General features: G+C 63.0%; 22 protein-coding genes. 11 read left to right on the forward strand and 11 right to left on the reverse strand.

The window, feature by feature from the left end; genetic code table 11:
- Positions 1-34: 34 nt before the first annotated feature.
- The 3 genes from AC1RLZ_RS26840 to AC1RLZ_RS26850 all read right to left on the reverse strand — a co-directional run bounded on the left by AC1RLZ_RS26840 (position 35) and on the right by AC1RLZ_RS26850 (position 5,077).
- A complete protein-coding gene (locus AC1RLZ_RS26840; RefSeq protein WP_493191107.1) occupies positions 35-304 on the reverse strand; it encodes an RNA-binding S4 domain-containing protein in 270 nt (89 codons plus the stop codon).
- A 48-nt stretch (positions 305-352) separates the two neighbouring features.
- Entirely contained in the window at positions 353-3,841 is a 3,489-nt protein-coding gene (locus AC1RLZ_RS26845; protein ID WP_493191108.1) for a helicase-related protein, read from the reverse strand.
- 387 nt (positions 3,842-4,228) lie between these two features.
- Positions 4,229-5,077 (reverse strand): DUF3108 domain-containing protein, encoded by an 849-nt coding sequence (locus tag AC1RLZ_RS26850; protein ID WP_493191135.1) that lies wholly within the window; start codon positions 5,075-5,077, stop codon positions 4,229-4,231.
- Between the two features lie 467 nt (positions 5,078-5,544).
- On the opposite strand from AC1RLZ_RS26850, the gene rpmB reads away from it, so the two are divergent.
- Positions 5,545-5,847, forward strand: a complete 303-nt coding sequence (rpmB, locus tag AC1RLZ_RS26855) for a 50S ribosomal protein L28 (protein WP_089267758.1) — start codon at positions 5,545-5,547, stop codon at positions 5,845-5,847.
- A gap of 92 nt (positions 5,848-5,939) precedes the next feature.
- Here the strand turns inward: rpmB and AC1RLZ_RS26860 are convergent, their stop codons facing one another.
- Positions 5,940-6,554 (reverse strand): TetR/AcrR family transcriptional regulator, encoded by a 615-nt coding sequence (locus tag AC1RLZ_RS26860; RefSeq protein ID WP_493191109.1) that lies wholly within the window; start codon positions 6,552-6,554, stop codon positions 5,940-5,942.
- Positions 6,555-6,623: 69 nt separating this feature from the next.
- On the opposite strand from AC1RLZ_RS26860, the gene AC1RLZ_RS26865 reads away from it, so the two are divergent.
- From AC1RLZ_RS26865 to AC1RLZ_RS26875, 3 genes are all read left to right on the forward strand, one after another.
- Positions 6,624-7,592, forward strand: a complete 969-nt coding sequence (locus AC1RLZ_RS26865) for an NAD-dependent epimerase/dehydratase family protein (protein ID WP_493191110.1) — start codon at positions 6,624-6,626, stop codon at positions 7,590-7,592.
- 67 nt (positions 7,593-7,659) lie between these two features.
- A complete protein-coding gene (locus tag AC1RLZ_RS26870) occupies positions 7,660-8,469 on the forward strand; it encodes a crotonase/enoyl-CoA hydratase family protein (protein WP_493191111.1) in 810 nt (269 codons plus the stop codon).
- A 118-nt stretch (positions 8,470-8,587) separates the two neighbouring features.
- The gene (locus AC1RLZ_RS26875; RefSeq protein ID WP_493191112.1) at positions 8,588-9,055 is read left to right on the forward strand and encodes a PepSY domain-containing protein; all 468 of its coding nucleotides are present in this window, start codon (positions 8,588-8,590) and stop codon (positions 9,053-9,055) included.
- A gap of 222 nt (positions 9,056-9,277) precedes the next feature.
- On the opposite strand, the gene AC1RLZ_RS26880 is transcribed toward AC1RLZ_RS26875, so the two are convergent.
- Both AC1RLZ_RS26880 and AC1RLZ_RS26885 read right to left on the reverse strand, forming a co-directional pair.
- Positions 9,278-9,910, reverse strand: coding sequence for an HAD-IA family hydrolase (locus AC1RLZ_RS26880; RefSeq protein ID WP_493191113.1), 633 nt, complete (start codon positions 9,908-9,910; stop codon positions 9,278-9,280).
- Between the two features lie 273 nt (positions 9,911-10,183).
- On the reverse strand, positions 10,184-11,122 hold the full coding sequence (locus tag AC1RLZ_RS26885; RefSeq protein WP_493191114.1) for an AraC family transcriptional regulator: 939 nt from the start codon (positions 11,120-11,122) through the stop codon (positions 10,184-10,186).
- Between the two features lie 375 nt (positions 11,123-11,497).
- Here AC1RLZ_RS26885 and AC1RLZ_RS26890 point away from each other — a divergent pair, with 375 nt between their 5' ends.
- From AC1RLZ_RS26890 to AC1RLZ_RS26900, 3 genes are all read left to right on the forward strand, one after another.
- Positions 11,498-12,217, forward strand: a complete 720-nt coding sequence (locus AC1RLZ_RS26890; protein WP_493191115.1) for an SDR family NAD(P)-dependent oxidoreductase — start codon at positions 11,498-11,500, stop codon at positions 12,215-12,217.
- A gap of 221 nt (positions 12,218-12,438) precedes the next feature.
- Positions 12,439-13,944, forward strand: coding sequence for a sensor domain-containing diguanylate cyclase (locus AC1RLZ_RS26895; protein ID WP_493191116.1), 1,506 nt, complete (start codon positions 12,439-12,441; stop codon positions 13,942-13,944).
- A 125-nt stretch (positions 13,945-14,069) separates the two neighbouring features.
- The gene (locus AC1RLZ_RS26900) at positions 14,070-16,805 is read left to right on the forward strand and encodes a bifunctional diguanylate cyclase/phosphodiesterase (RefSeq protein ID WP_493191117.1); all 2,736 of its coding nucleotides are present in this window, start codon (positions 14,070-14,072) and stop codon (positions 16,803-16,805) included.
- Positions 16,806-16,873: 68 nt separating this feature from the next.
- On the opposite strand, the gene AC1RLZ_RS26905 is transcribed toward AC1RLZ_RS26900, so the two are convergent.
- The 3 genes from AC1RLZ_RS26905 to cobS form a co-directional block, all read right to left on the reverse strand.
- Positions 16,874-17,917 carry an esterase-like activity of phytase family protein gene (locus AC1RLZ_RS26905; RefSeq protein ID WP_493191118.1) on the reverse strand — a complete coding sequence of 348 codons (1,044 nt, stop codon included), beginning with the start codon at positions 17,915-17,917 and terminating at the stop codon, positions 16,874-16,876.
- Between the two features lie 48 nt (positions 17,918-17,965).
- Positions 17,966-19,867, reverse strand: a complete 1,902-nt coding sequence (gene cobT / locus AC1RLZ_RS26910) for a cobaltochelatase subunit CobT (protein WP_371421502.1) — start codon at positions 19,865-19,867, stop codon at positions 17,966-17,968.
- A 213-nt stretch (positions 19,868-20,080) separates the two neighbouring features.
- Positions 20,081-21,088, reverse strand: a complete 1,008-nt coding sequence (gene cobS / locus AC1RLZ_RS26915; protein WP_493191119.1) for a cobaltochelatase subunit CobS — start codon at positions 21,086-21,088, stop codon at positions 20,081-20,083.
- 146 nt (positions 21,089-21,234) lie between these two features.
- Here cobS and AC1RLZ_RS26920 point away from each other — a divergent pair, with 146 nt between their 5' ends.
- The 3 genes from AC1RLZ_RS26920 (at position 21,235) to AC1RLZ_RS26930 (ending at position 23,142) form a co-directional block, all read left to right on the forward strand.
- A complete protein-coding gene (locus tag AC1RLZ_RS26920; RefSeq protein ID WP_371420729.1) occupies positions 21,235-21,363 on the forward strand; it encodes a hypothetical protein in 129 nt (42 codons plus the stop codon).
- Positions 21,364-21,389: 26 nt separating this feature from the next.
- On the forward strand, positions 21,390-22,040 hold the full coding sequence (locus tag AC1RLZ_RS26925) for a DedA family protein (RefSeq protein ID WP_493191120.1): 651 nt from the start codon (positions 21,390-21,392) through the stop codon (positions 22,038-22,040).
- 139 nt (positions 22,041-22,179) lie between these two features.
- Positions 22,180-23,142: an acetyl-CoA carboxylase carboxyltransferase subunit alpha gene (locus AC1RLZ_RS26930; RefSeq protein WP_493191121.1), complete on the forward strand. Its 963-nt coding sequence runs from the start codon at positions 22,180-22,182 to the stop codon at positions 23,140-23,142.
- 159 nt (positions 23,143-23,301) lie between these two features.
- Here AC1RLZ_RS26930 and AC1RLZ_RS26935 read toward each other — a convergent pair whose 3' ends face one another.
- Positions 23,302-24,249, reverse strand: coding sequence for a GlxA family transcriptional regulator (locus AC1RLZ_RS26935; RefSeq protein ID WP_493191122.1), 948 nt, complete (start codon positions 24,247-24,249; stop codon positions 23,302-23,304).
- Positions 24,250-24,369: 120 nt separating this feature from the next.
- On the opposite strand from AC1RLZ_RS26935, the gene AC1RLZ_RS26940 reads away from it, so the two are divergent.
- Positions 24,370-25,194 carry an SDR family NAD(P)-dependent oxidoreductase gene (locus tag AC1RLZ_RS26940; protein ID WP_493191123.1) on the forward strand — a complete coding sequence of 275 codons (825 nt, stop codon included), beginning with the start codon at positions 24,370-24,372 and terminating at the stop codon, positions 25,192-25,194.
- A 63-nt stretch (positions 25,195-25,257) separates the two neighbouring features.
- Here AC1RLZ_RS26940 and AC1RLZ_RS26945 read toward each other — a convergent pair whose 3' ends face one another.
- Positions 25,258-26,205 (reverse strand): peptidylprolyl isomerase, encoded by a 948-nt coding sequence (locus AC1RLZ_RS26945; RefSeq protein ID WP_371420734.1) that lies wholly within the window; start codon positions 26,203-26,205, stop codon positions 25,258-25,260.
- Between the last annotated feature and the right edge of the window lie 218 nt (positions 26,206-26,423).

The raw sequence follows: 26,423 nt of genomic DNA on the forward strand, positions 1-26,423 counted from the left end.
AACCATCATTGGACGCGGTATATGGCCTAGATAGTTACTCCGGGAGGTGTTGCAAATCGGTATAGAGCACGCGCGCCGCAGTAGCATCGCCGCGCCTTTCCGAGAAACCCTCGACCTTCATCACCCGTATGGTGCGATCCAGCGCCACCGTGAGGACATCGCCGATCTTCACGCCGTGGCCCGGCGACTTCTCGCGCTCGCCATTGATGCGAACCTTGCCGCCTTCCACCAGCGCAGCAGCACTGGTGCGGGCCTTGACCACCCGCGCGTGCCACAGCCATTTATCGAGACGCTGGCGCTCCAATCGACACACCACCAAATGGCGGCACGGAGCCGCCTTGCATGACCTGCATCAATCCTTGCGGCCGCTGAGCTGTTCCTTGAGCGCGGCGAGTTTCGCGAAGGGGGAGTTCGGATCGATCGGACGGTCCCGTTCGCGCGGTGCGGCCGATGTGGCGAACGGACGGGTTGCCCCACCGCGATCACTGCCACGGCCCTCACGACCCTTGTCGCCGCCCTTGAAGGGGCCTTTGCCCTTGCCCTGGAAGCGTTCGCGCTCACGCGGCGGACGGCCACCATCGCCCGGCTTGTTGTCACGATTGCCGCGATTGCCGCGATTGCCACGGTTCGGCGCACCTTCGGCAGAGGCCGCGGCGGCCGGCGCATCGCTGCGCGGACGGCGGAACTCGTTGTTATTGTTGCGGTCGCGGCGGCCCTGGCCACCCCGATCATTACCGCCGCGGTCATGCCGCTCGCGCTGCGCGCCATCGGCTGCGGCGCCTTCGGCGGGAGCCGACTGCGACGCGCCCTGCGGGGCGTTGCTGTTGCGATGGTGGCGGTTGCGATCGTGGCGCGGCGGACGGCGCTCTTCTGAACGACCACCCGGACGCCAGACCTCGACCAGTTCGGGCTCGGCAGCGACGGCCGGAGCCGCAGCGGCTTCGCCCTCGGCAGGCGCAGCAGCATCCGACACTGCAGCGGCTTCGGTCCCGGCAGCAGTCCCGGTCTCGGCAACGGCCGCAGCGGACTCTGGCTGCGCGTCGACGGAAGCCGTCTCTTCGACAGGCGCAGCTTCCGGCGCGGTGCTGGGCACCAGCGCGACTTCGGGCAACAGCGATGCCGACGATACGGCGGCGGCTTCTTCAACCGGAGCTGCATCAGCAGTTACATCGGCGGCTGTCTCGGTCGGCGCGGTCTCAGCCACTTCAGCGGCAGCCTCGACCGCAATGACATTGTCCTCACCGGGCTTGTCAGACTCGGCAAGTCCCACCAGGGCATCGGGTTGATCGGCCGTCTTGTCGTCAGTCTTGTCCTCAATCTTGGGCTCGATCGGCGTCGTCGCAGCGACCGGCTTTGGCGGCGCCGGCGGCAATGGCGCCTTCTTCTCCATGCGATAGCCCAGGGCACGCAGGATCGAGGCGAAATCCTCGCCGGCGGAACCGGTGAGCGAGGTCATCGCCTGCGTCACCACGAAGTGGCGGCCATCGAAGGCACCGGCGGGCTTGTCGCCCGGCGAGGCTTCCCGCCAGGCCAGCGCTGGACGGATCAGATCGGCAAGACGTTCGAGAATATCGACGCGCACCGCGCGCTCGCCGCACTGGCGATAGCCGAGCACGCGATAGGCATCGCGATCGAGCAGCTTGTCGACCGGGAAGGACGTGCGGCCCGAGCCGGCGAGATGCTGCGCATTGGACAGCGCCGACATGTCGACATTGTCCTGCTTCTGCGCCCACAGCAGCGAGGCCAGCGAACGCGCCGCAGGCTTCAGCAGAGCGGGAATATAGATGTGATAGGCGCCGAAACGCACGCCGTATTTCCGCAGCACGGCACGCGACGGCTGATCGAGATCCTTCATCTCGGTCGCGATCTTCTGCCGCTCCAGCACGCCGAGCGCTTCGGTGAGCTGGAAAGCGATACCGCGTGCGATACCGGTAATGTCTTCGGCCTTGGTCAGGTCGAACAGCGGCCCGAGCAGCTTTTCGATATGCGTCTTCAGCCAGAGATCGAGGCGGGCCTGAACCGCATCGCGCGGCGCGCCGGAGAGGCGCTCGTCGGCGATGATGCGGAGACGGGGATGCAGCACGTCATCGGCTGCGACCAAACGGGCCACGGCATCGCCGGTCCAGCGCATGGTGCCGTCGGAGGCGAGCACGAACTGATCGTCCGGCGCGTTGCCGAGTTTCTCGGCGCGCGCGTCGATCTCGCCGGCCAGCGCCTTCAGCGCCGTCGCCTGCAAGGCCTTCGCATCCGAGCCAGCCTCGGCCGCATCGGGCAAAAATGTAAATCCGTCGAGACGGCCAATCACATGGCCCTCTACGATCACTTCGCCCGTCTTACCAATTTCAGTATTCAGCATCGTGTTTTCCCGCAAGCGGCGCATCAATACACTGGTACGACGATCAACGAAACGCTCAGTGAGCCTTTCATGAAGGGCATCTGACAGTTTATTTTCCAATTCGCGCGAAATTCCCTGCCAATGATCAGGATCTGAGAGCCAATCAGGCCGATTTGCCACGAATGTCCAGGTCCGGATTTGCGCGATTCGGCCCGATAACGTGTCGATATCGCCATCGGTTCGGTCTGCTTGCGCGATTTGAGTGCCAAACCAGGCATCGGGGATGCGCCCGCGCTTCATCAGGAAGTCGAAGATGGTGACTACCAGCTCTGCGTGTGCGGCAGGCGCGATGCGGCGATAATCGGGGATCTGGCAGGCATCCCACAATTTCTCGACGGCGGCCTTGCCCTGCGCCATCTCGCGCACATCGATGTCACGGACGGCATGATCGAGCACGCGCAGGTCTTCGGCGATCGGCGCACGGGTCAGCGCCTCGTGGCGCGGCGTTTCAGCCAATGACACCTGCAGCGACGCGATCGATGAGAAATCCAGCTTCGAATTGCGCCACTGCAGCACCTTCACCGGCTCGAAGATGTGGTTCTGCAGCTGATTGACCAATTCAGACTCGAACGGTTCGCAGCGGCCGGTGGTGCCGAAGGTACCGTTACGCGTGGCGCGGCCCGCGCGCCCGGCGATCTGCGCGAATTCCGACGGTGTCAGGCGACGGAATTGATAGCCGTCATATTTGCGGTCACTGGCGAATGCCACGTGATCGACGTCGAGATTGAGGCCCATTCCGACCGCGTCGGTTGCCACCAGGTAGTCAACGTCGCCATTCTGGAACATCGCGACCTGCGCGTTGCGGGTGCGCGGCGACAGTGAGCCCAGCACCACCGCAGCACCGCCATGCTGGCGCTTGATGAGTTCGGCAATCGCATAAACTTCGTCGGCGGAAAACGCGACAATCGCTGTCCTGCGCGGCTGCCGCGTGATCTTGCGATCGCCGGCAAATTCCAGATGCGACAGGCGCGGCCGCGTCACGATGCTGGCGCCGGGGAGCAAACGCTCGATGATCGGGCGCATGGTGGCGGCGCCGAGCAGCAGCGTCTCGTCGCGGCCGCGGCGATGCAGGATGCGATCAGTAAAGACGTGGCCGCGCTCCAGATCTGCGGCGATCTGGATCTCATCGACGGCCAGAAACGACACGTCGAGATCCCGCGGCATCGCCTCGACGGTGGAGACCCAGTAGCGCGGCTTCGCCGGCTTGATCTTTTCCTCGCCGGTGATCAGCGCCACGGCTTCGGGGCCGACGCGATCGACGATCTTGTTATAGACCTCGCGCGCGAGGAGGCGCAGTGGGAGGCCGATGATCCCCGACGAATGCGCAAGCATGCGCTCGATGGCGAGATGGGTCTTGCCGGTATTGGTGGGGCCGAGCACCGCGGTAACGCCGGCGCCGGGAGCCCTGCCGTTCGACAGCGTGGGCGGAGAAGACAAAAAGGCCATGTTTTTCAGATATTTCCGCGTCGCCGCCGGTCAAGACGGACACAGGCTGCGACGCTTCAGAGCCGCGTGTTTGGATGGTCTGGAACGAGTCCGGAACGAAAGCGGCCCGAATCGGTGACTCGGCACCTCCATGGCCGCATCACCCCAACATCTCGCGCTGACATTCTCCGGGCCTGACTAGATCAAGTTTGTGACAGCGCAACAAGGGCCGACAAATCCCTCAAGTTATGAACAGCGCACGGACTCCGATGGCGTTTGGAGTCAAGCCGGAATCCTGCATAAATCCTGCGGCATGTTTGCGACGATGCTCCGATGGCGCACTTTGTCTTGGTCTTGCGACTTTCCTGCGGCAGCGCCGGCGCCACCCGTCGATGCGCTAATTTCGGTTCAGTTCGTCCGGGCCACGGCCTTCGACGGCGCGGCTGACGTGACGAATTCGGTGGCTTCGAGCATGGCGACGCCGAGCGGGGTCGGGATCGTCATGCGATACGGCACCAGCACGCGGGTTCCGGCGATCGGCACCAGGGTCACTTCGATATTGCGTTGGGCGGCAATATATTTGATGGCGGCGCGGTCGGGCACATAGCCGGCGATCGGCGTGAAATAGACGGCGCAGACGATCGCGGGGCCACGATAGCCCTTCTCGGCCTTCACGCTTTCCATGCGCTTGTAGTCGAGCTTGAGATCGTAGCGCATGCGGCCGTCGAAGATCGACGTGCCGGTGCGGCAACTATCCGGCGTCATCAACTCTCCGGTGCCGGGCACGCGCAGCAGCGAGCCGGTCATCGGATCGATCACATTGCGCCGATGCGCATCGGTGATCGCGATCTTCTCGGGATCGAGCGGCGGCTCCGGCTCGATGGAGAACTCCTTCACATAGCCCGGCGTGATCAGCATCTTGATCGTCTCGGACTTCTTCGCGGAGGTGGTGGTGGCACTATAGGTCGACGGCACCAGCGCACCCGCAACCACGCGGCCGGTGGACTGGCCGGAGCCCGACCCGCCGGAAAACGCCTTCAGCAAACCGGCAGTGCCGCCACTGGCCGTCGCGGAATACTGGTCTTCATTGATGTCGATGGACCAGACACCCTTGCCGACCGCGATGCCGGCGAGGCTGGCTTCATATTTGGCTTCCAGCTTGCCGCCGGGCACCACCGCCTGCGCGGGCGCCAGAACCGGAGCCTGGGCCTGACTTTGCGCCTGTGCGGAGGCCTCGCCGGTCAAAACCGGCAGCATCAGGCCCGCGGCAACGGCGAACCGCGCGCCCAAGCGCACCTCAAAAAGCCACGCAAATCTCGGTGTTGCAGGCGCGGCCGCCCGCGCAGTCGTCACCGGTCGGGTCACAAAGCGGGGCGTGTGAAGGCTCACTTTTTGATATCACCTGGTCGGCGATCCCCGGCTCAAGGCGCAGGGCCGCATCGCTTCATTGGGATGGAGGGACCTGTTTCCGGCCCGAATACGTCGTTTATATGATGGGAACCGCGTTGAATTCCATGTGGTTTCCGCGCGTAGGACGGGTTATACAACGGCCCAAGACAGGGGTCTTTGCCGGTTTTGCCGCGACTTTAGCTGGCCGGATATCTTGACGGCCGTGGCCAAGCCCCCTATACGTCCGCCACTCCTGAAATGGACGTGATTTTGAACCCCTGCCCGGCTTTGGGCTCTTCGCCTTTTAGCTGCGGGGATGACAGAGGATTTTCGCCATGTCTCGGCGCTGTGAACTGACACTGAAGGGCCCCCAGGTGGGCCACAAGGTGAGCCACTCGAACATCAAGACCAAGCGCCGGTTTCTGCCGAACCTGGTCAATGTGACCTTCCTGTCCGACGTGCTGGGCCGCGGCGTGCGCCTGCGCGTGTCGGCGAATGCCGTGAAGTCGGTCGACCACCGCGGTGGCTTCGATGCCTATCTGATCAAGGCCCGCGAGAGCGAGCTGTCGCAGAAGGCCGTGCTGCTGAAGCGCGCCATCGAGAAGAAGAAGGCCGAAACCGCAGCAGTCGCGGCCTGAGCCTGACCCGCCGCTCACCTTGAGCGGACTGAAATTTGAAAACGGCCGGATCGCAAGATCCGGCCGTTTTTGCGTTTGGGCGAAAGCTCCATTTAGCTGTCGACTTTCGATCTATATTTGATCTCCCGAAAGCCCGTCCAACATACCTTCATAACAAGATCGACGATTTCGTCGCGACTCGGGCCTGGATGGCGAAGCCACCATTTTGCCAAGGCGTGCAGTCCTTCCTTGAGAAACGCGCCAGCGGCTTCGTGTTGCCAGGCGTCCCCGACGGGAAGATAGGATTTCAGGAGTTGCGAGATTGCAGCCGTCGCTCCCCCCTGTACGACACGCGACAGCTTGGCGGTGACAGGATTGCCTTGCGGTACGATCAGAAGGATTTTTGCTGCGTCGGGCTGCCCTTCAACGAATGCAAAGAAAGTATCGACCGCTAACTGGAACCTGAGCTCATCGCTGAGGGATGACTGTCCAATGGCATGACCCTTCGCCAGCAAATCGTCGCGGATCGAACGCAGCAGCGTCTCAAACAGCGCGTCCTTCGACGTGAAGTGGTCGTAGAGCACCGGCTTCGTAATGCCAGCTGCCGTCGCTATCCCGCTCATCGATGCGCCGTCATAGCCCTTACGGGCAAATATGCGAGTTGCTGCGGCGAGAATTCTGGTCCGTCGCTGATCCAGCGTAAGCCGCTTTCGAGGTCTTGATTTCATGCATAACCGGTTTAGTTTGGTTCAACCTACTCTAGGGTAGGTAACTTAGCGAAACTGGAGGAACCCGCCATGAAAATCTTCATTGCTGGCGCCACCGGCGCTGTGGGGCGTCCGCTCGTTTCCGCGCTGATTGCGGCAGGCCATTCGGTCGTAGGCCTGACACGCACGGCCACCAAGGTCGAATTCATCAGAAAGATGGGCGCGGAGCCGGTGATCGCTGACGGCCTCGATGCTGCTGCGATACAAGCGGCACTCGCGTCGACGAGGCCGGATGCCGTTGTTCACGAGATGACCGATCTGGCCGGGACGATCGACCTCCGGCATTTCGACCGGGTGTTCGCAAGCAGTAACGAATTGAGGACAAAGGGAACTGACATCCTGCTGACAGCCGCACGGGCGAACGGCGTTAAACGCTTTGTCGCCCAGAGCTACTGCGGTTGGCCTTATGCGCGCATTGGCGGCGCGATCAAAACCGAAACTGATGCGCTGGATCCCGATCCGCCTGCCGAACTCCGCACAACGTTGCATGCGATTCAATATCTGGAGCGAGCCGTCACCGACTCGGTGCAGCCGGAGGGTATCGTTTTGCGTTATGGCTCGTTCTACGGACCCGGCACGGGCATATTCGATCGTGCAATGCTGGAGCAGGTCCGTCATCGGCGCGTCCCGTTGATTGGCGACGGCATGGGATGGTGGTCGTTCGTGCATGTCGACGATGCAGCTGCGGCAACTGTCAAAGCAATCGAACACGGCAAGCCCGGCAGCATCTATAATATCACGGACGATGACCCCGCTCAGGTCAGGGATTGGCTTCCGACGCTTGCCAAGATCCTGGGTGCCAAACGGCCGCATCATCTGCCGGCATGGATAGCCCGAATAGTCGCGGGCAAGCATCTGGTTTCGATGATGACGCAGGTGCGTACGGGCTCGAACGCCAAGGCCAAGACGGAACTTGGCTGGCGACCGGCTTATCCATCATGGCGTTCGGGATTTTCCGAGGCCGCACATCGATCCATCGCGCAACTGTCTCCTGCATGAGCTGCGGTGCGACCCGCGCGACGAAAAAATGTTCTCTGCCCGGCGTAAACGTAAAGGAGATTGTGTCATGGAAAATCGCGTTCGCCTGTCGATGACAGATGGCATCGCCGACGTTCGACTCAATCGCGCGGATAAAATGAACGCGCTTGATCCGGCCATGTTCAAGGCCATCGCCGACACTGGCGCTCGTCTCAAGGAGGATACCAGCCTGCGTGCAGTGGTGCTGTCAGGCGAAGGTCGGGCTTTTTGTGCCGGGCTCGATGTCGAGAGAATCATTGCAACGGGGAAGGGCGAAAGCATTCTTCCATTCGCCGATCTCACCAAGCGCACGCACGGCATCGCTAATTTTGTCCAGCACATCGTCTGGATCTGGCGGGAGATGCCAGTTCCGGTGATCGCCGCAGTCCACGGCACCGCCTTCGGAGGCGGTTTCCAACTCGCGCTCGGTGCCGATTTGCGATACGTGGCGCCTGGGACACGGCTGGGCATCATCGAGAGCAAGTGGGGTTTGGTGCCCGACATGGCCGGGACTCAACTCATGCGCTCTCTTGCACGGGAGGACGTGGTCCGCGAACTAACATACACCGGGCGAATCTTTTCCGCAGAGGAAGCGCTCGCCTACGGGTTCGCCACGCGATTGGTCGCGAATCCTCTTGCCGAGGCGCTCGTCACAGCTCGCGACATCGCAGGGCGTAGCCCAAATGCGATCCGCGCCGCCAAACGGCTGCTCAATCAGGCTGTCGCGGGCGACACTCTCGCCGGCCTCACAGCGGAGACCAATGAACAGCGCGCGCTGATCGGCAGTACCAACCAGGTTGAGGCAGTTAGAGCCAATCTGGAGAATCGCGCGCCGCGATTTGCTGATGCTGCGATTTGAACCCACGCTTATGGGCAGCGCGTAGGACGGAATAGTGCAGCGTATCCGTCGACGCGTCTCCGGCGGGGCGGTTCATCGGAGACGATGATATCACAGGAGACATCATGGCCGGAAGGTGATGGGTATCGCTGCGATCGAGCGCCCTCTTCCCACAACATCGCCTCATTTCCTCCCGGAACGCAGTGCAGCGTGCATCGTTCTTAACCCGGTTGCGCCGCATGCGGCGCGTGGGACAGATGAGGAGATTTCGATGCAACAGATTTTGAAAAAAACCGTGTTTTCGAAGGCCTTGCTTCCGCTGGCACTGGCGGGCGCGATCGGTTCGGCTGCGCCGGCGTTAGCCGCCGACGTCTATGTCCGCCAGCCCGCCCCACGGGCGGCCATGGTGCCGGTCCCATCAGGCCCGCTGACGCTGCAGGACGCGCTGGCGATCGCCGCGGGGATCGGCGTGGTGACGGTGCAGAACACCCATTTCGACGACAATGAATGGGAGATCGAGGGCCGCGACAATTATGGCAAGTGGATTCAGGTCGATATCGATGCGCGCACCGGCGAGGTGCGCCATGTGGACCGGTCGATTATCTGATCGGGTGAGGATGTGATCAGGCGGCGCGCGATGAGCGCGCCGTTTGTTTTTGTGTGTGGGATGCTGCTGATGGCTTCCCTCCCCCTTGTGGGGAGGGTGGCGCGTAGCGCCGGGTGGGGGTGCCACGAACGCCGGAGCTTGCGGCCCCCCCACCCCGCCCTCCCCACAAGGGGGAGGGAGCATGACTGCCGGTGCGTCGTTGCTTAGGAGCGACGCCAGCGCCTACCCCAGCTTCAATCCCGTCGCAGCTTCGAGCTCGGCCAGCGCCTGCGCGGCTGAGGTCACCTTGATCGTGGTCATGCCGAGTTCGCGCGCGGGCTTGAGGTTGACGCCGAGGTCATCGAGATAGACGCAGGTCTTCGGATCGACCGCGAGTTTATCGGTCATCATCGTATAGATGCGCGGATCGGGCTTGCGCAGGCCGATCTTGGCTGACTCGATGACGTGATCGAACAGCACCATCACCTCGGCCACATAGAGCGCGCGGCCGTCCGTCGAGCCCATGGCATTGGCCGGCAGGTTGTTGGTGATGCAGCCGGTCTTGAACGCCGCCTTGATGCGGCGCAGCGCCTCGACCATCTCCGGGCGGATCTCGCCCTTCAGCAGCTTGACCACATCGCGGCCCGGCACTTCGGCGCCGAGCGCTTTGGACTCGGCAGCGAACAGCGCGTCGAAGGTGGCGAGATCGATTTCGGCGCGCTCGAATTTCGCCCAGGCATTCTCGAAATGGTTGTCCGCATTGGTGCGGCGGATGATGTCCTTCGGCAGGCCGTGGCTCTGCTCGTAATGCGCAAAGGCCTCGAAGGGCGAGGAGGTGATCACCCCGCCGAAATCAAAGATCACCGCAGAGATCATGGATGCGCTTGCTCCCTCTTTCTTATCCCCTCTCCTCCGCGACGCTGGGCGGGAGAGGGCCAGACAGGGGTTACGCGAAGTCGGAGCGTGCGGAAAGTCCCCCTTCTCCCGCCTTCGCTGCGCCATAGCTGATGCGTTGCATCGGCGTCTCTTTTCAAGAACGGCAGCCGGAGGCTGCCCAGGCACCCTCTCCCACCGCGCGAAGCTGCGCTCCGCCGGGGAGAGAGGGGAAGAAAAAGAGGGGCTCGCGAGGAGTCAGCGTGACAACGTCACTCACCCCGCGATGCGCGCCTCGCCTCCGAGCACGGGGCCGCGCGCGCTGCCGACGTCACGGATCGGCGGCTGGCCGTAGAGCCGGGCATATTCGCGGGAGAATTGGGACGGGCTCTGATAGCCCACCGCATAGCCGGCGCTGCCGACATCGAGGCGCTCCACCAGCATCAGGCGGCGCGCCTCGTGCAGTCTTAGCTGCTTCTGATACTGCATCGGCGTCATCGCGGTGACGGTCTTGAAATTGTGATGCAGCGAGGACTCGCTCATGCCGACGCGGTCGGCGAGATCCTCGATGCGGAGCGGGCTGGCATAGTTGCTGCGCAGCCAGGAAATCGCCTTGGCGACCTTGTTGCTCGGGCTTTCGGCCAGCGCGATCTGCCGCAGCCGCGCGCCGTAAGGGCCGACGAGCAGGCGATACAGCACCTCCTGCTCCAGCAGCGGCGCCATCACCGGAATGTCCTGCGGCCGGTCGAGCAGGCGCAGCAGCCGCAAGGTGGCGTCGAGCAGATCGGCGGAGGCTTTGGCGACGACCACGCCGCGCTCCGGCACGGCGGGATGCGCCGGCGCATGGGCATGGCCGTTGCCGAATCCCTGGCCGAACCGGCCGAGCACGTCCTTGAGATGCTGCGGATCGATGGCGAGGCCCATGCCCAGATGCGGCTCCGCCTCGGAGGCCTCGACGATGCAGGACGACATGGGCAGGTCGAGCGACACCAGCACATAATCGCCGGCGGCGTAGTTGTAGGTCTCGGTGCCCAGTTGCAGCCGCTTGGCGCCCTGCACCACGAGGCCGAAACACGGCCACTGCGCGGTATGCACGAATTGCGTCGGCTCGGCCTGACGCTTCAGGAACAGGCTCTTCATGCCCGCGGCATAATCGCTGCCATTGGCGGCGTAACGGGCAATGATGTCGGCAATCTCACGAATCGTCTCGGTCACACGCAAACCCCTCAGGCGGCAGGCCTTTTATGCCGAGGTCTATCTAGGTGCAGTGCCGTGGCCGGGAAATGGCTGCGCGATCACTTTTGCAGGATCGTGCAAAACAGATGCAGGATCGCGCTAACGCAGGCGTGCCTGCATTTGCGATAAGATCACCAGCCACAGAGCAGATCGGCGAGCCGCCCGCGGGCCTCGGATCTGCCAGGCCATACGGGTATCGGGTCGAATTCCCCGCCTTGCGCGTCCAGACAGTTGTCGGCGCGATAACGCCCGGATCGATTCCACCCAAATCTATGCACACGACTGACGACCAAGACAGACATCATCCCAATTCAAGGACATGCCATGACCAGACTGGCAGGAAAAGTTGCGCTCGTGACCGGCGCCGCGGACGGCATCGGCGCGGGCATTGCGCGGCGCTTCGGCGCGGAAGGCGCGGCAGTGATCGTGCATCACACAGATGATCCCCGCGGCGCGGCGCGCGTGGTCGCCGAAATCGTGTGGCGCGGCGGCCAGGCCATCGCCGTGCAAGGCGACACCGCCCGCTGGCCGGACGTGCGGCGGCTCTATGAGGAAATCGCGGCGACCTTCGGCCGGCTCGACATTCTCGTCAACAACGGCGCTTTCGCGCGGAGCGCGGTGGAAGATGTGGTGTGCGAGGACGAGCAGCGCCGGCAGCGCGAGCTCAAGGTGTTCGGCGCCATGCTGCTGTGCCAGGAGGCGGTGCGGATGTTCGGCATGGACGGCGGCAGCATCATCAACCTCTCGGCGCTCGATGGCATTCCGACAGCGCCCGCATCACTGCCAGACCCCGGCGCGGATGCCGCCATCGATGCCATGACCCGCGGGTTGTCGCGCGCCTATGGCACGCGCAATGTCCGCGTCAGCACCATCGCGCCCGGGATGCTCGGCCCGGAGGAACCCGCCGCCATCGACGTGCTCGACGGCAACGTGCGCAACCGGCAGTTCGTCGCTTTGCCCGCCGCGCGCAACCACACGACCGAAGGCATCGCCGACATCGCCGTGGCGCTGACCTGCGACGACACCGCATATCGCTCCGGCCGCGACATCATGGTGGCCGGCGCCATGCAGTGACGCCGGAAAACGGCTTTCCTGGCCCCCACCGATCCTATGGGCGTGCCCGCGCGGCACGCCCATATTTCATGTCGCGTATTCGCGGCCAAACCCTGCGAATTTTCTTCACTCTCCATTAACCGTCCGTCGCAAAACGGCGAAACCAAACTGTTGATCGTCGCGTAGCTGTCAAAGAATTACCGGTTGCGATGCTATGCATCGGTGATTGCAACGCAGTCCTTTTGATCGACGAAGCCATGTTCGCCCGCAATGCCACCGAAACGACTCGCCGGATTTCTCCGCGCTGGCTGCTGGCCGCTGCGGCGATCGTCGTTGTCGGATTCACCGCGATCTGCGGCAGTGTGTTGATGAGCATGCGGCGCGGCGACGAGAAGCTGGCGCACCAGACGCTCGGCAACCTCGCCTCCAGCATCGATGCCGATATCGCCCGCAATGTGGAACTTTACGATCTGTCGCTGCGCAATGTGGTCGCCAACATGACCGAGCCGGAGCTGGTCGAGATCTCGCGACCGATGCGACAATTGATCCTGTTCGACCACGCCGCCACCGCGCGCCATTTCGGCGCCATCCAGGTGATGGATGTGGCCGGCAATGTGACGCTGGATTCGTCGACGCTGGATCCGAAGCCGGAGAATTTCGCCGATGACGAGTTCTTCAAGGTGCACATGCGGGATCCGCTGTTCGGCCTCTATATCTCCAGGCCGATGCTGCATCAGGGCAGTTACGGCATCGTGCTGAGCCGCCGCATCGCCGCGCGCGACGGGACTTTTCTGGGCGTCGTCTCCGGCTTCATCCGCTACAGCTATTTCCACGAGATCGCCGATCGCCTGCAGCTAGAGCCGGACGACCTGATCACCGTCATCCGGCAGGACGGCGTGCTGATCATGCGCGCCCCGTTCGACATGGAGATCGTCGGCCGCGATCTCAGCCCGGTCCCGGGCGTACAGAAAGCGCTGGCCTATTTCTCCGGCTCCTATATCGGCGATTCCGCTATTGACGGCGTGCGGCGTCTTTTTGTCTGGCGTGAAGGCTCGCATCCGCTGATCGTAATGGTGGGGCGGTCCACCGACGTGATCTATGGCCAGTGGCGCAAGGAAGCGCTGCAGATCGGCGGCGCCATGGGCGCGCTCGGTCTGATCGCCTGCGCGCTGATGCTGATCCTGGCGCGCGAGATGGGCAAGCGCAGCGAGATGGAAGAGAGGATGGCACGCCTCGCCATGACCGACGGCCTCACCGGCCTCGCCAACCGGCGTCATTTCGACGTGGTGCTGGAAAAGGAATGGCAGCGCGCCCAGCGCAACCGCAGACCGATCTCGCTGCTGATGATCGACGCCGACCATTTCAAGGTGTTCAACGACAGTTTCGGCCATCAGGCAGGCGACCTCGTGCTGTGCGGCATCGCCTGGAGCATCGCCCGCCATGCCAAGCGCGCCAGCGACTGCGCGGCCCGCTATGGCGGCGAGGAATTCGCGCTGATCCTGCCGGGCCTCGCTCTTGCCGAGGCCGTCGAACTCGGCGAACGGATTCGCACCGAAGTGGGTGCGCTCGAGCGTGACGGCATGACCACGACCACGATCAGCGTCGGCGCAGCCTGCCTCGTGCCATCATCGCTGACGACCTCGAACGACCTGATCAGCAATGCTGACAGCGCGCTCTATGCCGCAAAAGCGCACGGTCGCAACCAGACCCGACCCGCCGCACCGCAGCAAAAAAGCCTTGCAGCGTAAGTAGATACCACTTGTACGGTTGCAATTAATTCCTGATTCACCTGACTTCCTAACGCGTCTTCCACCCTTGCCCGGGTATTTCTATCCCCGAGGGGTAGGGATCCATGCGGCTGCTGGGGAGGCGAATGACGAACGACGTGCGCGGTTCAGCGCCGGGCGCCGCCGAACATGGCTATGGGCGCTCGACGATCCGTCGCACGCCCGTGCGCTGGCTCGTACTCGTTGGCGCCGTACTGATCGTCACCATTGCCGCCGGCACGGCGATGACCGTGAACAATTTTCGCCAGCGCACGATCGACAATTCCAACCGCGAACTTGAAAACACCGTGCTGCTGCTCAGCCGGCATTTCGATCAGCAATTCCAGGATCTGCAGCGCATCCAGAAGAGCCTTACGGCTCATCTCCTCGCCAACGGCGTGATGTCGGTCCACAGCTTCGCCAGCAGCATGTCGAGCTACGAATCCCACATGATGCTGAAGTCGAAGGTGGATGATGAATTCGCCAACGACATCACCGTCCTCGACGCCGAAGGCCGTCTGGTCAACTGGACAGGATCCTGGCCGGCGCCGGATCTCTTGCTGGCCGACCGTGAATATTTCCAGAAACTCAAATCGCAAGACCTCACTGTTGACGACGAGATCGTGCAGCCGGTCCTGAGCCGCATCACCGGCAAGTGGAAGACGCTGTTCGCACGTCGCATCTCTGGGCCCAAAGGCGAATTCTTCGGCATCGTGACGCGCAGCGTCGAGCCGCATCAGTTCGAGAAGTTCTTTGCATCCGTCACGCTCGGCGAGAACGCGACCATTGCGATGTTCCACCGCGATGGCACCTTGCTGGCGCGCTACCCGCAGATGCCCTCGTCGATCGGCAAGGTCATCAATAGCGGCCCGCTGGTGCAGCACCTGCGCTTCAGCGACACGCCCGCGACCATCCGCACCGTCAGCCCCATCGACAATATCGATCGCCTCGGCTCCATACGCCTGCTGCAAAACTTCCCGGTCGCGCTGATCGCTACCACATCCGTGGATGGCGCGCTGGCCAACTGGCGCGACCAGACCAGCTTTCTAGTTACCCTCGCGACGCTGTCGGCCCTGATCCTGGCAGGTCTGATTTATCTGATGATCCGTCACATCCAGCGGCAGAACCGTGCTGCGCAGTTGCAGACGACGCTGGAGAAAATCCGCCTCGACACCGCCATCAACAACATGACACAGGGCCTGCTGTTGTTCGACGCGCAGGCGCGCGTGGTGGTCTGCAACCAGCGCTATATCGACATGTACAGGCTGTCGCGCGAGGTCATCACGCCAGGCCGTCCGTTCCGCGACGTGATCGCGCATCGCAAGGAGACGGGCTCCTTCGCCGGCGACGTCGACGCCTATGTCGCGGAGGTGACGCGCGACGTCGGACGCTCGAGCATCAATGTCATGCACACCGCGGATGGCCGCGCGATCCAGATCTCGTCGCGACCGGTCGCCGATGGCGGCTGGGTTGCGACCCATGAAGACATTACCGAGCGTCGCAACGCCGAACAGAAGATCGCACATCTGGCGCATTACGATGCGCTGACCGAGCTGCCGAACCGCACGCTGTTCCGCAACGAACTCGAACACGAATTGAAGCGCGTTGCGCGCGGCACCCAATGCGCGGTGCTCTATATCGACATCGACGAATTCAAGGGCATCAACGACTCCCTCGGCCATCCCGTCGGCGACGAACTGCTCAAGGGCATTGCCCTGCGACTGCGCACCTGCGTGCGCGGCTCCGATGTGGTGGCGCGGCTCGGCGGCGACGAATTCGCCATCGTGCAGACCGGCGTCGAAACCCATACCGACATCATCGATCTCGTCGGCCGGATCTATGATGCGATCCGCCAGCCATTCGATTGCCTCGGCCACAGTCTGCTCACCGATGCGTCGATCGGCATCGCGCTGGCACCGCGCGACGGCGCCGACCTCGATACGCTGCTGAAGAACGCCGACCTTGCGATGTACGGCGCCAAGGCCGACGGGCGCCGCACCTACCGCTTCTTCGAACCCGAAATGGATGCGCGGGTGCAGGCCCGCCGCACGCTGGAGCTTGAACTGCGTCACGCGGCCGGTGATGGCTTCGCCAAAGGCGGGTTCGAAGTCTATTATCAACCGCTGCTGACGCTGCGCGACGACACTGTCGTGGGCTGCGAGGCCCTGCTGCGCTGGCGTCATCCCGAACGCGGCATGATCTCGCCGGCCGAGTTCATTCCGGTCGCCGAAGATATCGGCATCATCAATGAGCTCGGCGAATGGGTAATGAACACCGCTTGCGCCGAGGCCACCAACTGGCCCTGCGACATCCGGGTGGCGGTCAATGTCTCGCCAGTTCAGTTCCGCTGCGCGTCACTGGCGCTGAAGGTGACCTCCGCCCTCGCCGCATCCGGCCTGCCGGCGCGGCGGCTGGAGCTCGAGATCACCGAGGCCGTGCTGATCCGCGACGACGATACCGCCCTGGAAATCCTGCACGGTCTGCGCCAGATCGGCGTGCGCATTGCGCTCGACGATTTCGGCACCGGCTATTCGAGCCTGAGCTATCTGCAGCGCTTCCCGTTCGACAAGATCAAGATCGATCGTTGCTTCGTGACCGATATTGCCGAAGCACAGGGGTCATCCTCGATCGTGCAGGCCGTGGTCAATATCGCGACCTCGCGCAACATGACGACGACCGCCGAAGGCGTCGAAACGCTCCGGCAGAAAGAATTGCTGCGCGCGCTCGGCTGTACCGAAATGCAGGGCTACCTGTTCAGCGCTGCCAAACCCGCAAGCGAGCTGCGCGACTTGCTGATCGCCCATCAGGCCAGGACGGCTGACGCGGCCGAGGCGGCTGCCTGACCGTACACAGCGTTTTCGAGCGAAGTGGATGCCGGTTCGCATCAGGAAAAAGCGTCACAACCGGGACTCTAGTCCAGCAGCGTGAACTGCATCAGCAGGGTTCGCTGCAGCATCGAGAAATTGTCGTCCGAGATCAGCGTCAGCACCGTGTCGCCCTCCGCTGTGACGTGCACATCGAGCCCCTCGAAATTGTCGATCTCGTAACCCAGATCGGCATCGAAGATCGTGGGTCCGTCGATGACGGCATCCGGCGCCACGGACGACAGCGGGATACGACGGATGCGCACCCCGGTGTCGCCGAACAGCGAGAACTTGCGTTCGAGCAACAGCAGATCGCCGGATGGCAGCAGCGCCGCATCGCTGATATCGTAGTTCTTGGTACGGCGGACCGAGAACGTTGCAGGCGCCTTGCCGCCAATCATCCAGGCCGAGATGTTGCCGGCGCTGTCGAGCCCGCGCTCCGAGATCGCAAGCAGCATGCCCGCCAGCGGCGATGTTCTGAACCTGTCCTTGCGCACCATCACCAGCGCTTCCAGGCTGCCATTGTTGGGCAGCTTGCGCATACCGGGCGGCTGCGGAATCGACTCGCCTTTGGCCCGTACACCGTCGCGGCCGAAGTCGAATTTCAGGATCTGATGAACGCGTTCGAGGCCGATATAGATCGTCGGTCCGTCCACCGCGATCGACTCGGTGTCGTACCAGCCGCGCGCCGCGATCGGCTTGCCGTCGGTGCCCAGCATCGGCGCCGCCTCGACATCAATGATGCCGACCATGGTATCACCGCTATAGGCGATCTTGCCGGTGAACCAGTTGCCCTTGTCGCTGATGGCGATGAAGCCCTCGCCCTTGTCATCGAGGCGAAGACCGGAGATGCCGCCGAAGTCCTTGTATCTCGACGTCAGGACCAATCCGCTGCGATATTGCAGCGATCCGAACCGGGTATGCGCCCGATCACGCGTATCGAAAGCCGGGATCGGCCGGGCTTCAATCTCGATGGCTACGGGCCCGCGTGCCGATGACGCGGAAGCCGTTTGCGCGCGGGCAACTGCAGGCAGCGCGATGCCGGCTGCAGCAGTCGCAAGAAAGGTGCGGCGGGTGAGATGAGGGGCCAAGCGGGACCTTGTAGGGTGGGCAAAGGGGCTCTTTCCCACCCTACCCTATCAATGCGTCCTGCGTCGCCGACCATGAGTCGGTGCCGGCCCCGCCGTTTCGTTGAACAGCTCCGCCAGCTTCTCGGTAATGGCGCCACCGAGCTCTTCGGCGTCGACAATGGTCACGGCGCGGCGATAGTAGCGCGTCACGTCGTGGCCGATGCCGATGGCGATCAGTTCGACCGGCGAGCGGGTCTCGATCTCTTCGATCACATAGCGCAGATGACGCTCCAGATAGTTGCCGGGGTTCACCGACAATGTGGAGTCGTCCACCGGTGCGCCGTCCGAGATCATCATCAAGATCTTGCGCTGCTCGGGCCGCCCAAGCAGGCGCTTATGCGCCCAGTCGAGCGCCTCGCCGTCGATATTCTCCTTGAGCAGACCTTCGCGCATCATCAGGCCGAGATTCTTCCGTGCGCGGCGCCACGGCGCATCCGCCGACTTGTAGATGATATGGCGGAGATCGTTGAGGCGACCGGGATTGGCCGGCTTGCCGGCACCGAGCCACGCTTCGCGCGACTGCCCGCCCTTCCAGGCCCGCGTCGTGAAGCCGAGAATCTCGACCTTGACGCCACAGCGCTCCAGCGTGCGCGCGAGAATGTCGGCGCAGGTCGCCGCCACCGTGATCGGGCGGCCGCGCATCGAGCCGGAATTGTCCAGCAGCAGCGTGACCACCGTGTCGCGGAACGTCGCTTCCTTTTCATGCATGAAGGACAGCGGATGATGCGGGTCGGTCACCACGCGCGACAGACGCGCGGGATCGAGGATGCCTTCTTCGAGGTCGAAGTCCCAGGCACGGTTCTGCTGCGCCATCAGCTTGCGCTGCAGGCGGTTGGCGAGACGCGCGACGACGCCCTGCAGATGCGCGAGCTGCTTGTCGAGATAGGAGCGCAGCCGTTCGAGCTCATCGTGATCGCAGAGGTCTTCAGCCGCGATGACTTCGTCGAATTTCGGCGCGAAGGCGTGATATTCCGGACCGCGCGGCTCGTTCTTGCCGTGCGAATTCGGGCGCGTGGCTTCGCCGGGCGTCTCGTCGTCGCCCATCTCGCCATCTTCGTCGAACGTATCCGACGCGGAGGCCTGCGCGCTCTCCATCGAGCTGTCGGACATTTCCTCCGACGACTGTTGCGCCTGATCGGCGCTCATTTCCTGCGAGGCGTCGCTTTCGGGCGAGCCTTCGGCGCCGGCCTGATCGTTCTCGCCTTGGCGCTCGTCGTCCTCGCTCTCCTCGTCATCCGGCTCGGCATTGCGATCGTCGCCGAGTTCGAGCACCGACAGCAGGTCATGCACGGCATCCCCGAACTTGGCCTGGTTCTCCGCGAACTGGTCGAGCTGGTCGAGGCGATCGCTGATCTTGTCTTCGAGGATCGGACGCCAGAGATCGACCATCTTCTTCGCGGCGGCCGGCGGCGCCATGCCGGTCAGACGCTCGCGCACCAGCATCGCCAGCGCATCGGCCAGCGGCGCATCGGCACGATCCGTGATTTCGTCGAACTTGCCGCGATGAAAATGATCGTCGAGCATCGCGGTGAGATTTTTCGCCACGCCAGCCATGCGGCGCGAACCGATCGCCTCGACACGGGCCTGCTCGACGGCCTCGAACACCCCGCGCGCCTGCGGATTGCCCGGCATCAGCTTGCGATGGACCTTCGGATCGTGACAGGCGAGCTTGAGCGCGATGGAGTCGGCATGGCCACGCACGATGGCGGCATCACGCTTGCTCATTTTTCGCGCGGGTTCAGGAAGACGGGCTTTGCCCGGTGCGAGACCCGGCCGCTCGGCGGCGAAGGTCACTTCGAGCTCGGGCGCCTTGGCGATCGCGCGCAAACACGACGTCACCGCGCGCTTGAACGGCTCGGTCGGCGCCTCCTTGGAGCCGGGGCGGAATTTGTTGGTGGTCGTCGTGCTCATTGCTCGGTTTCTCCGCGGCCTCTTATCCCTCTCCCTTGCGGGGTCTGGCGGACGACTTCGTCCGCCATGGGTGGCCGGCCGCAGGCCGGTCGGGTTGGGGGGTGCCCCGCGGAAGACCGGCGCCTGGGGTACCCCCACCCCGGCCTCCGCTTCGCTCGGCCGCCCCTCCCGCAAGAGGGGAGGGAAACTACGAGCGTTCTTCGCAACAAGAACTTACGTCAGCGCCACGTTGACCGAACTCTCCGGCAGCTCCGCGTTGAAGCAGCGCTGATAGAATTCGGCGACCAGCGGACGCTCGAGCTCGTCGCATTTGTTCAGGAAGGTGACGCGGAAGGCGAAGCCGATATCGTTGAAGATGTCGGCATTCTCAGCCCAGGTGATCACCGTACGCGGGCTCATCACCGTCGACAGATCGCCATTGGCGAAGGCGTTACGCGTGAGATCCGCGAGGCGCACCATCTTGTTGACGATGTCGCGGCCCTCGGGGTTCTGATAGTGCTTGGCCTTTGCCAGCACGATCTCGACTTCCTCGTCATGCGCCAGATAGTTCAGCGTAGTGACGATCGACCAGCGGTCCATCTGGCCCTGGTTGATCTGTTGCGTGCCGTGATACAGGCCCGACGTATCGCCAAGACCGATGGTGTTCGCGGTCGCGAACAGGCGGAACGCCGGATGCGGCTTGATCACCTTGTTCTGGTCGAGCAGCGTCAGGCGGCCGGAGACCTCCAGCACGCGCTGAATGACAAACATCACGTCCGGGCGGCCAGCGTCGTATTCGTCGAATACCAGCGCAACATTGTGCTGCAGCGCCCAGGGCAGAATGCCGTCGCGGAACTCGGTGACCTGCTTGCCGTCCCGGACCACGATGGAGTCCTTGCCGACCAGATCGATACGGCTGATGTGGCTGTCGAGATTGACGCGAACGCAGGGCCAGTTGAGACGGGCGGCGACCTGTTCGATATGTGTCGATTTGCCGGTGCCGTGGAAGCCCGTCACCATCACGCGGCGGTTGCGCGAGAAGCCGGCGAGAATGGCAAGCGTGGTGGCGCGATCGAACCGGTAATCGGGATCGGCGTCCGGCACATGAGGGTCGGATTGAGAGAAGGCAGGCACTTCGAGGTTGGAATCGATGCCGAATACCTTGCGCACCGAGACTTTGATGTCGGGTATGCCAGTCAACGCGTCGGGCTTTTCTTGCAGTTTGGTCGAGGCGGCGGTCATCAATCCTCCGTGGTCCCGGATATCCCGAAACCAGTCTAGTAATGGCTGCGGATGGGGTGCTGTGTGGAACGTAGCAGAGAGCCGCGGCAGGACAAAGCCCACGACGCCATCAAAGTTCCCGAATGTTATCATCTAGATAGGTTGTGATGATGGTTTTTGAAAGCCAGCCCTGCAAATCGGACGCAGCTGGGATGCCAATGAAACTGCATGGCAATTCAGGGATCGATCTGCGCGGCCCGCAATTTGATCCGTATATTGGCATTACCATTGGTTGAGGCGCCTGGCGCCGGATCGGATATTCGTGACGTCCTTCATCGAGTCCCTGACCCATTTTGTCGCCGCACATAGCTGGCTGGGTTACCTCACTATCTTCCTCGCTGCTTTGCTGGAGGCGGTGCCCGTGCTTGGCACCTTCATTCCCGGCACAACCATCATTCTGGCCTTGAGCGCCCTGATCCCGGCAGGTGACCTCGATCTGGTAGCGGTGCTGCTGGCTGCCGTGGCGGGCGCCGTGCTCGGCGACGGCGGCGCATTCTGGATCGGGCATGTCCGGCAGCGGCAGCTGCTCGATGCGTGGCCTTTATCGAACTATCCGGGCGTGGTGGCGCAGAGCGAGGCCTTCTTCCACCGCTTCGGTACGCTGGCCGTCTTCCTCGGCCGCTTCGTCCCGCCGATTCGTGCTTTCGTGCCGGTCACCGCTGGCGCGCTGGGCACTGCGCCAGCAAGATTCTATGCCGCGAACATTCCCGCGGCACTGCTCTGGGCGCCGGCGCATGTGCTGCCCGGCGTGCTGGCCGTATCGGTCCTGGATCGCCATGGCGGTATCGTCGGCCTAGAAGGCCAAGCCAAACATTACTGGATTCAGGCCGTGATCGTCGTGGCCACGCTGGCCGGCGCCGCCATCTGGTGGTGGCATCGCCACAAGCGCAACACAGCAATGGAATCGTCATAAAAAGGCATTTGAACGTTGAAATATCTCTTTGATTTTTCAGAGTAAATGACGCCTTCGCGGCTTGACTTGCAGCCCCGATTGACTTGAAAAGCCTGCACCGGCAGTTTCGCCCGCCGTCCGTCCTTCCCATATCCAGTGAATGTCCGAACCCATGCGCAGCTACCTCGACTTTGAAAAGCCCGTCGCCGAGCTGGATTCCAAGATCGATGAATTGCGCACGCTGGCCGCCGGCGGCAGCGACATCGGCGAGGAGATCGTGCGCATCGAGGACAAGGCCGTCGCCGCCTTGCACGAGCTCTATGCGAACCTGACGCCGTGGCAGAAGACCCAGGTCGCGCGACATCCGCAGCGCCCGCATTGCATGAATTACGTGGAAGCGCTGATTACCGAATTCACGCCGCTCGCCGGCGACCGCAAATTCGGCGAGGACGAAGCGCTGGTGGCCGGCTTCGGCCGTTTCCGCGGCGAGAGCGTCTGCGTGCTCGGCCAGGAAAAGGGCAACACCACCGAGAGCCGCCTCAAGCATAATTTCGGCATGGCCCGCCCGGAAGGTTACCGCAAGGCTGTGCGCCTGATGGAAATGGCCAACCATTTCGGCATTCCCGTACTGTCGCTGGTCGACACAGCCGGCGCCTATCCCGGCATCGGCGCGGAAGAACGCGGCCAGGCTGAGGCCATCGCCCGCTCGACCGATGCCGGCCTCGGCCTTGGCGTCGCCAATGTTGCCGTGATCATCGGCGAAGGCGGCTCGGGCGGCGCCATCGCCATCGCCACCGCCAACAAGGTGCTGATGCTGGAGCACGCAATCTACAGCGTGATCTCGCCCGAAGCCGCATCCTCGATCCTGTGGCGCGACTCCTCGAAAGCGCAGGAAGCTGCGACCAACATGAAGATCACCGCGCAGGATCTGCTGCGTTTCGGCGTGATCGATTCCATCCTGAAAGAACCGCCGGGCGGCGCGCATCGCGACCCCGCGGCCATGATCGCAACCACCGGCGACGCCATCGCGCAGGCCTTCAACGACATGCGCGGCATGGACTCGGCGAGTATTCGTCAGCAGCGCCGGCAGAAGTTTCTGGATATCGGCCGCAAGATCGGCTGATCTTTCTTTTCCCTCCCTCAAGCAGCGAAGCTGTGCGAAGGGTGGGGTGCCTCCACAAGCGCGTGAAGCTGTGGCACCCCCACCCCGGCCAACGGCCGACCCTCCCCACAAGGGGGAGGGATTTCACGAACACCTCAGCACAACACGTCTTACCGCGTCTCAGGCCTCCAATTGCGACCGCGCATTGCGGCGGATCACCTGCGGCGGTTGGCCATAGGCGCGCAGAAACGCGCGGCGCATGCGGTCGCGATCGGCAAACCCCGTCTGCTGCGCGACGGTGTCGATGCGATGCCGGCTCTGCTCCATCATCAACCGCGCGGCCTCAAGCCGCAGATGCTCGACGGCCTTGGCGGGCGATTGGCCTGTCTCGGCGTGAAATGCGCGGCTGAACTGGCGCGGGCTGAGATTTGCGGCATCGGCGAGGTCATTCACCGTCAGCGGCTTCTGCAGATTGTCCCGGGCAAAGGCGAGTGCACTCTGGATGCGATCCGATTTCGGCGCCAGTTCAAGCAACGCGGAGAACTGCGACTGGCCGCCGGCGCGACGGTGATACACGACCATCTTTTTCGCAATGCTGCGCGCGGCGTCTTCGCCGAGGTCGGCCTCGACCATCGCCAATGCGAGATCGATGCCGGCGGTCATACCCGCCGACGTCCAGACCGGACCATCATTCACGAATATGCGGTCTTCATCGACCTTCACTTTCGGAAATCGCTTTTGCATGTCGCGCGCGTAAAACCAATGCGTCGTGGCGCGCCGCTCATCGAGCACACCGGCTTCAGCCAATACGAAGGCACCGATACAGATTGCAGCAACACGTCGGGCGCGCTCGGGCGCCTGTCGCACGAAATCGATCATCCCGGGCGTCACAGGTTCGACGGTCAGACCGCCGCCGATGATGAGCGTGTCATAGGCGTCGGCCGCATTGAACGGCTCCGTGGCCACGCTCATGCCCAGCGAGGTCGAAACCTGGCCGCCATTTTCCGAGAGCACGTGCAGATCATAGGCAGGCTCGTCGCCAAGGAGATTGGCCAGCTCGAAGACTGACATGCCAGCAAAGCTGATGGGAGAGCAGCGGGGGGAAACGACAAGACCGATGCGTTGCATGCGCCTTCTCCCTCAAAAAAACGTCCCAAAACGCCGTTTATATGACATTTGAGACGCGCTCGGGCAAGCCTAGATTTCCTGACACGGCCGTTGCGGCCGAGAGCATTCAGGAGAACGACAATGACCATTTCACAAGGTACGGCACTGATTACAGGCGCCTCAACGGGCATTGGCGCCGTTTATGCGGACCGGCTGGCCAAGCGCGGTTATGATCTCATTCTGGTAGCGCGGAACCAGGACCGTCTGACGGCCTTGGCCAGGCGACTGACCAGCGAGACCGGACGATCGGTGCGCACGCTGCCCGCCGATCTCGGCAACAAGGCCGATCTGGCAAAGGTCGAAGCCGCGCTGCGCGACGATGCGAGCATTACGATGCTGGTCAACAATGCCGGCGTCGGCGCGGTAGCGCCATTGCTGAACGCCGATGTCAGCAAGATGGAAGACATGATCACGCTGAACATCACCGCGCTGACGCGGCTGACCTATGCCGCCGCGCCCGGCTTCGTGGCGCGGGGCCGAGGCACGATCATCAACATCTCGTCGATCGTTGGCATCGGCGTGGAAATCCTCAATGGCGTCTACGGCGCCAGCAAGGCTTATGTGCTCAGCTTCAGCCATTCTCTGGTGCATGAACTCGCCGACAAGGGAGTTCGCGTGCAGGCGGTGTTGCCGGGCGCAACGGCCACTGAATTCTGGGATATCGCGGGCTATCCGCACCGGAACATGGATCAGGCAACGGTGATGCGCGCCGACGACATGGTCGACGCTGCATTGGCTGGCCTCGATCAGGGTGAACTCGTCACTATTCCGGGCCTGCAGGACGGCGCGGACTGGACCCGCTTCGAAGCAGATCGCCGCGCGCTCTCGACCAAATTCGGTCGTGCGACGCCGGCGCCCCGCTACCACGTGACGCAGCGGCAGCGTGTCGCCGAAGCGCAGGCCTGAAATCGCGCACAGGCAGCAAAAAGCCCGCCCTCTCGACAGAGGGCGGGCTATTCAGGTCCAAAATTACTTCTTGGCCGGAGCCATCTTGCTGTCGGCCGGCTTCGGTGCGTCCTTGGCGGCCGGTGCAGGTGCTGCAGCATCTGCAGGCTTGGCAGGCGTCGCAGCAACCTGATCCATGCGCTCGACCTTGGCACCTTCACGCAACTTGGTGACGTAGTCAGCCTGCGCCTTGCGCACGACATACTGTTCGATCTGCGGCTTCACCTGCTCGAATTCCGGCGCCTTGCGGTTGCGCTTTTCCTCGACCTTGATGATGTGCCAGCCGAACTGCGACTTCACGGGGTCCGAGATCTTGCCCGGTTCCAGCGCGAAAGCGACCGCGGAGAATTCCGGCACCATCTGGTCCTTGGTGAAGAAACCGAGATCGCCGCCATCGGCCGCGCCCGGATCCTTCGACTTCTTCTTGGCGAGCTCGGCGAAATCGGCGCCCTTCTTCAGCTCTTCCGCGACCGTCTTGGCTTCAGCCTCGCTCTCCACCAGAATGTGGCGGGCATGGACTTCGGCTTCGCCGGTGATCTGCTTGGCCGCGTCTTCATAGACCTTCTTCATGTTGTCGTCGGTCAGGGCTTCCTTGCCCTCGACCGCCAGAAGGTTGTCCATGAGCAGACGGTTACGGGCGAAAACCAGCTTGGACTTGAAGTCCTCGCGGTCGGCGATCTTCTTGTCCTCAGCCGCCTTGGCGACGATCTTCATGTCGATCAGGAACGACAGCACATTGTCCTTCCGGGTCGCGGGATCCATCTGGGCGAGGCTCGGGCCGAGCTCTTCCTCGGCAATGGTGACGTCGCTCTGACGGATTTCCTGGCCGTTGACCTTGGCAAGGACCGGATTGGCGTCCTGCGCGTAAACCGGGAAACTGGTGAGGAAGGCCACCGCAACGGCGCCAGTCAGGGCAGCCAGGGTGCGGCCCGGGCGCAGGCCCGGCTTAAGAGCGGGCGATACGAAGGTCATGGAAAATCCTTATCTCGGATAAGAGCCTGTTGGGGACGGCGGACACTCTCCCAAACGTACCGTCTTGGCAACGCGAAAACTCTGTCAAAATGATGAAATCCTTGACAGGTTCGCGCCGTTGACAACCCCCCACACGGGCCATATCTCTCCCCGACCGGGCCGGTGGCGAAGGCGCGATTTCGGCCGCGCCGTGGTCATTGAACCCCTGATTGCCCTGC

Source organism: Tardiphaga sp. GW822-FHT04G09 (genome assembly GCF_058800725.1).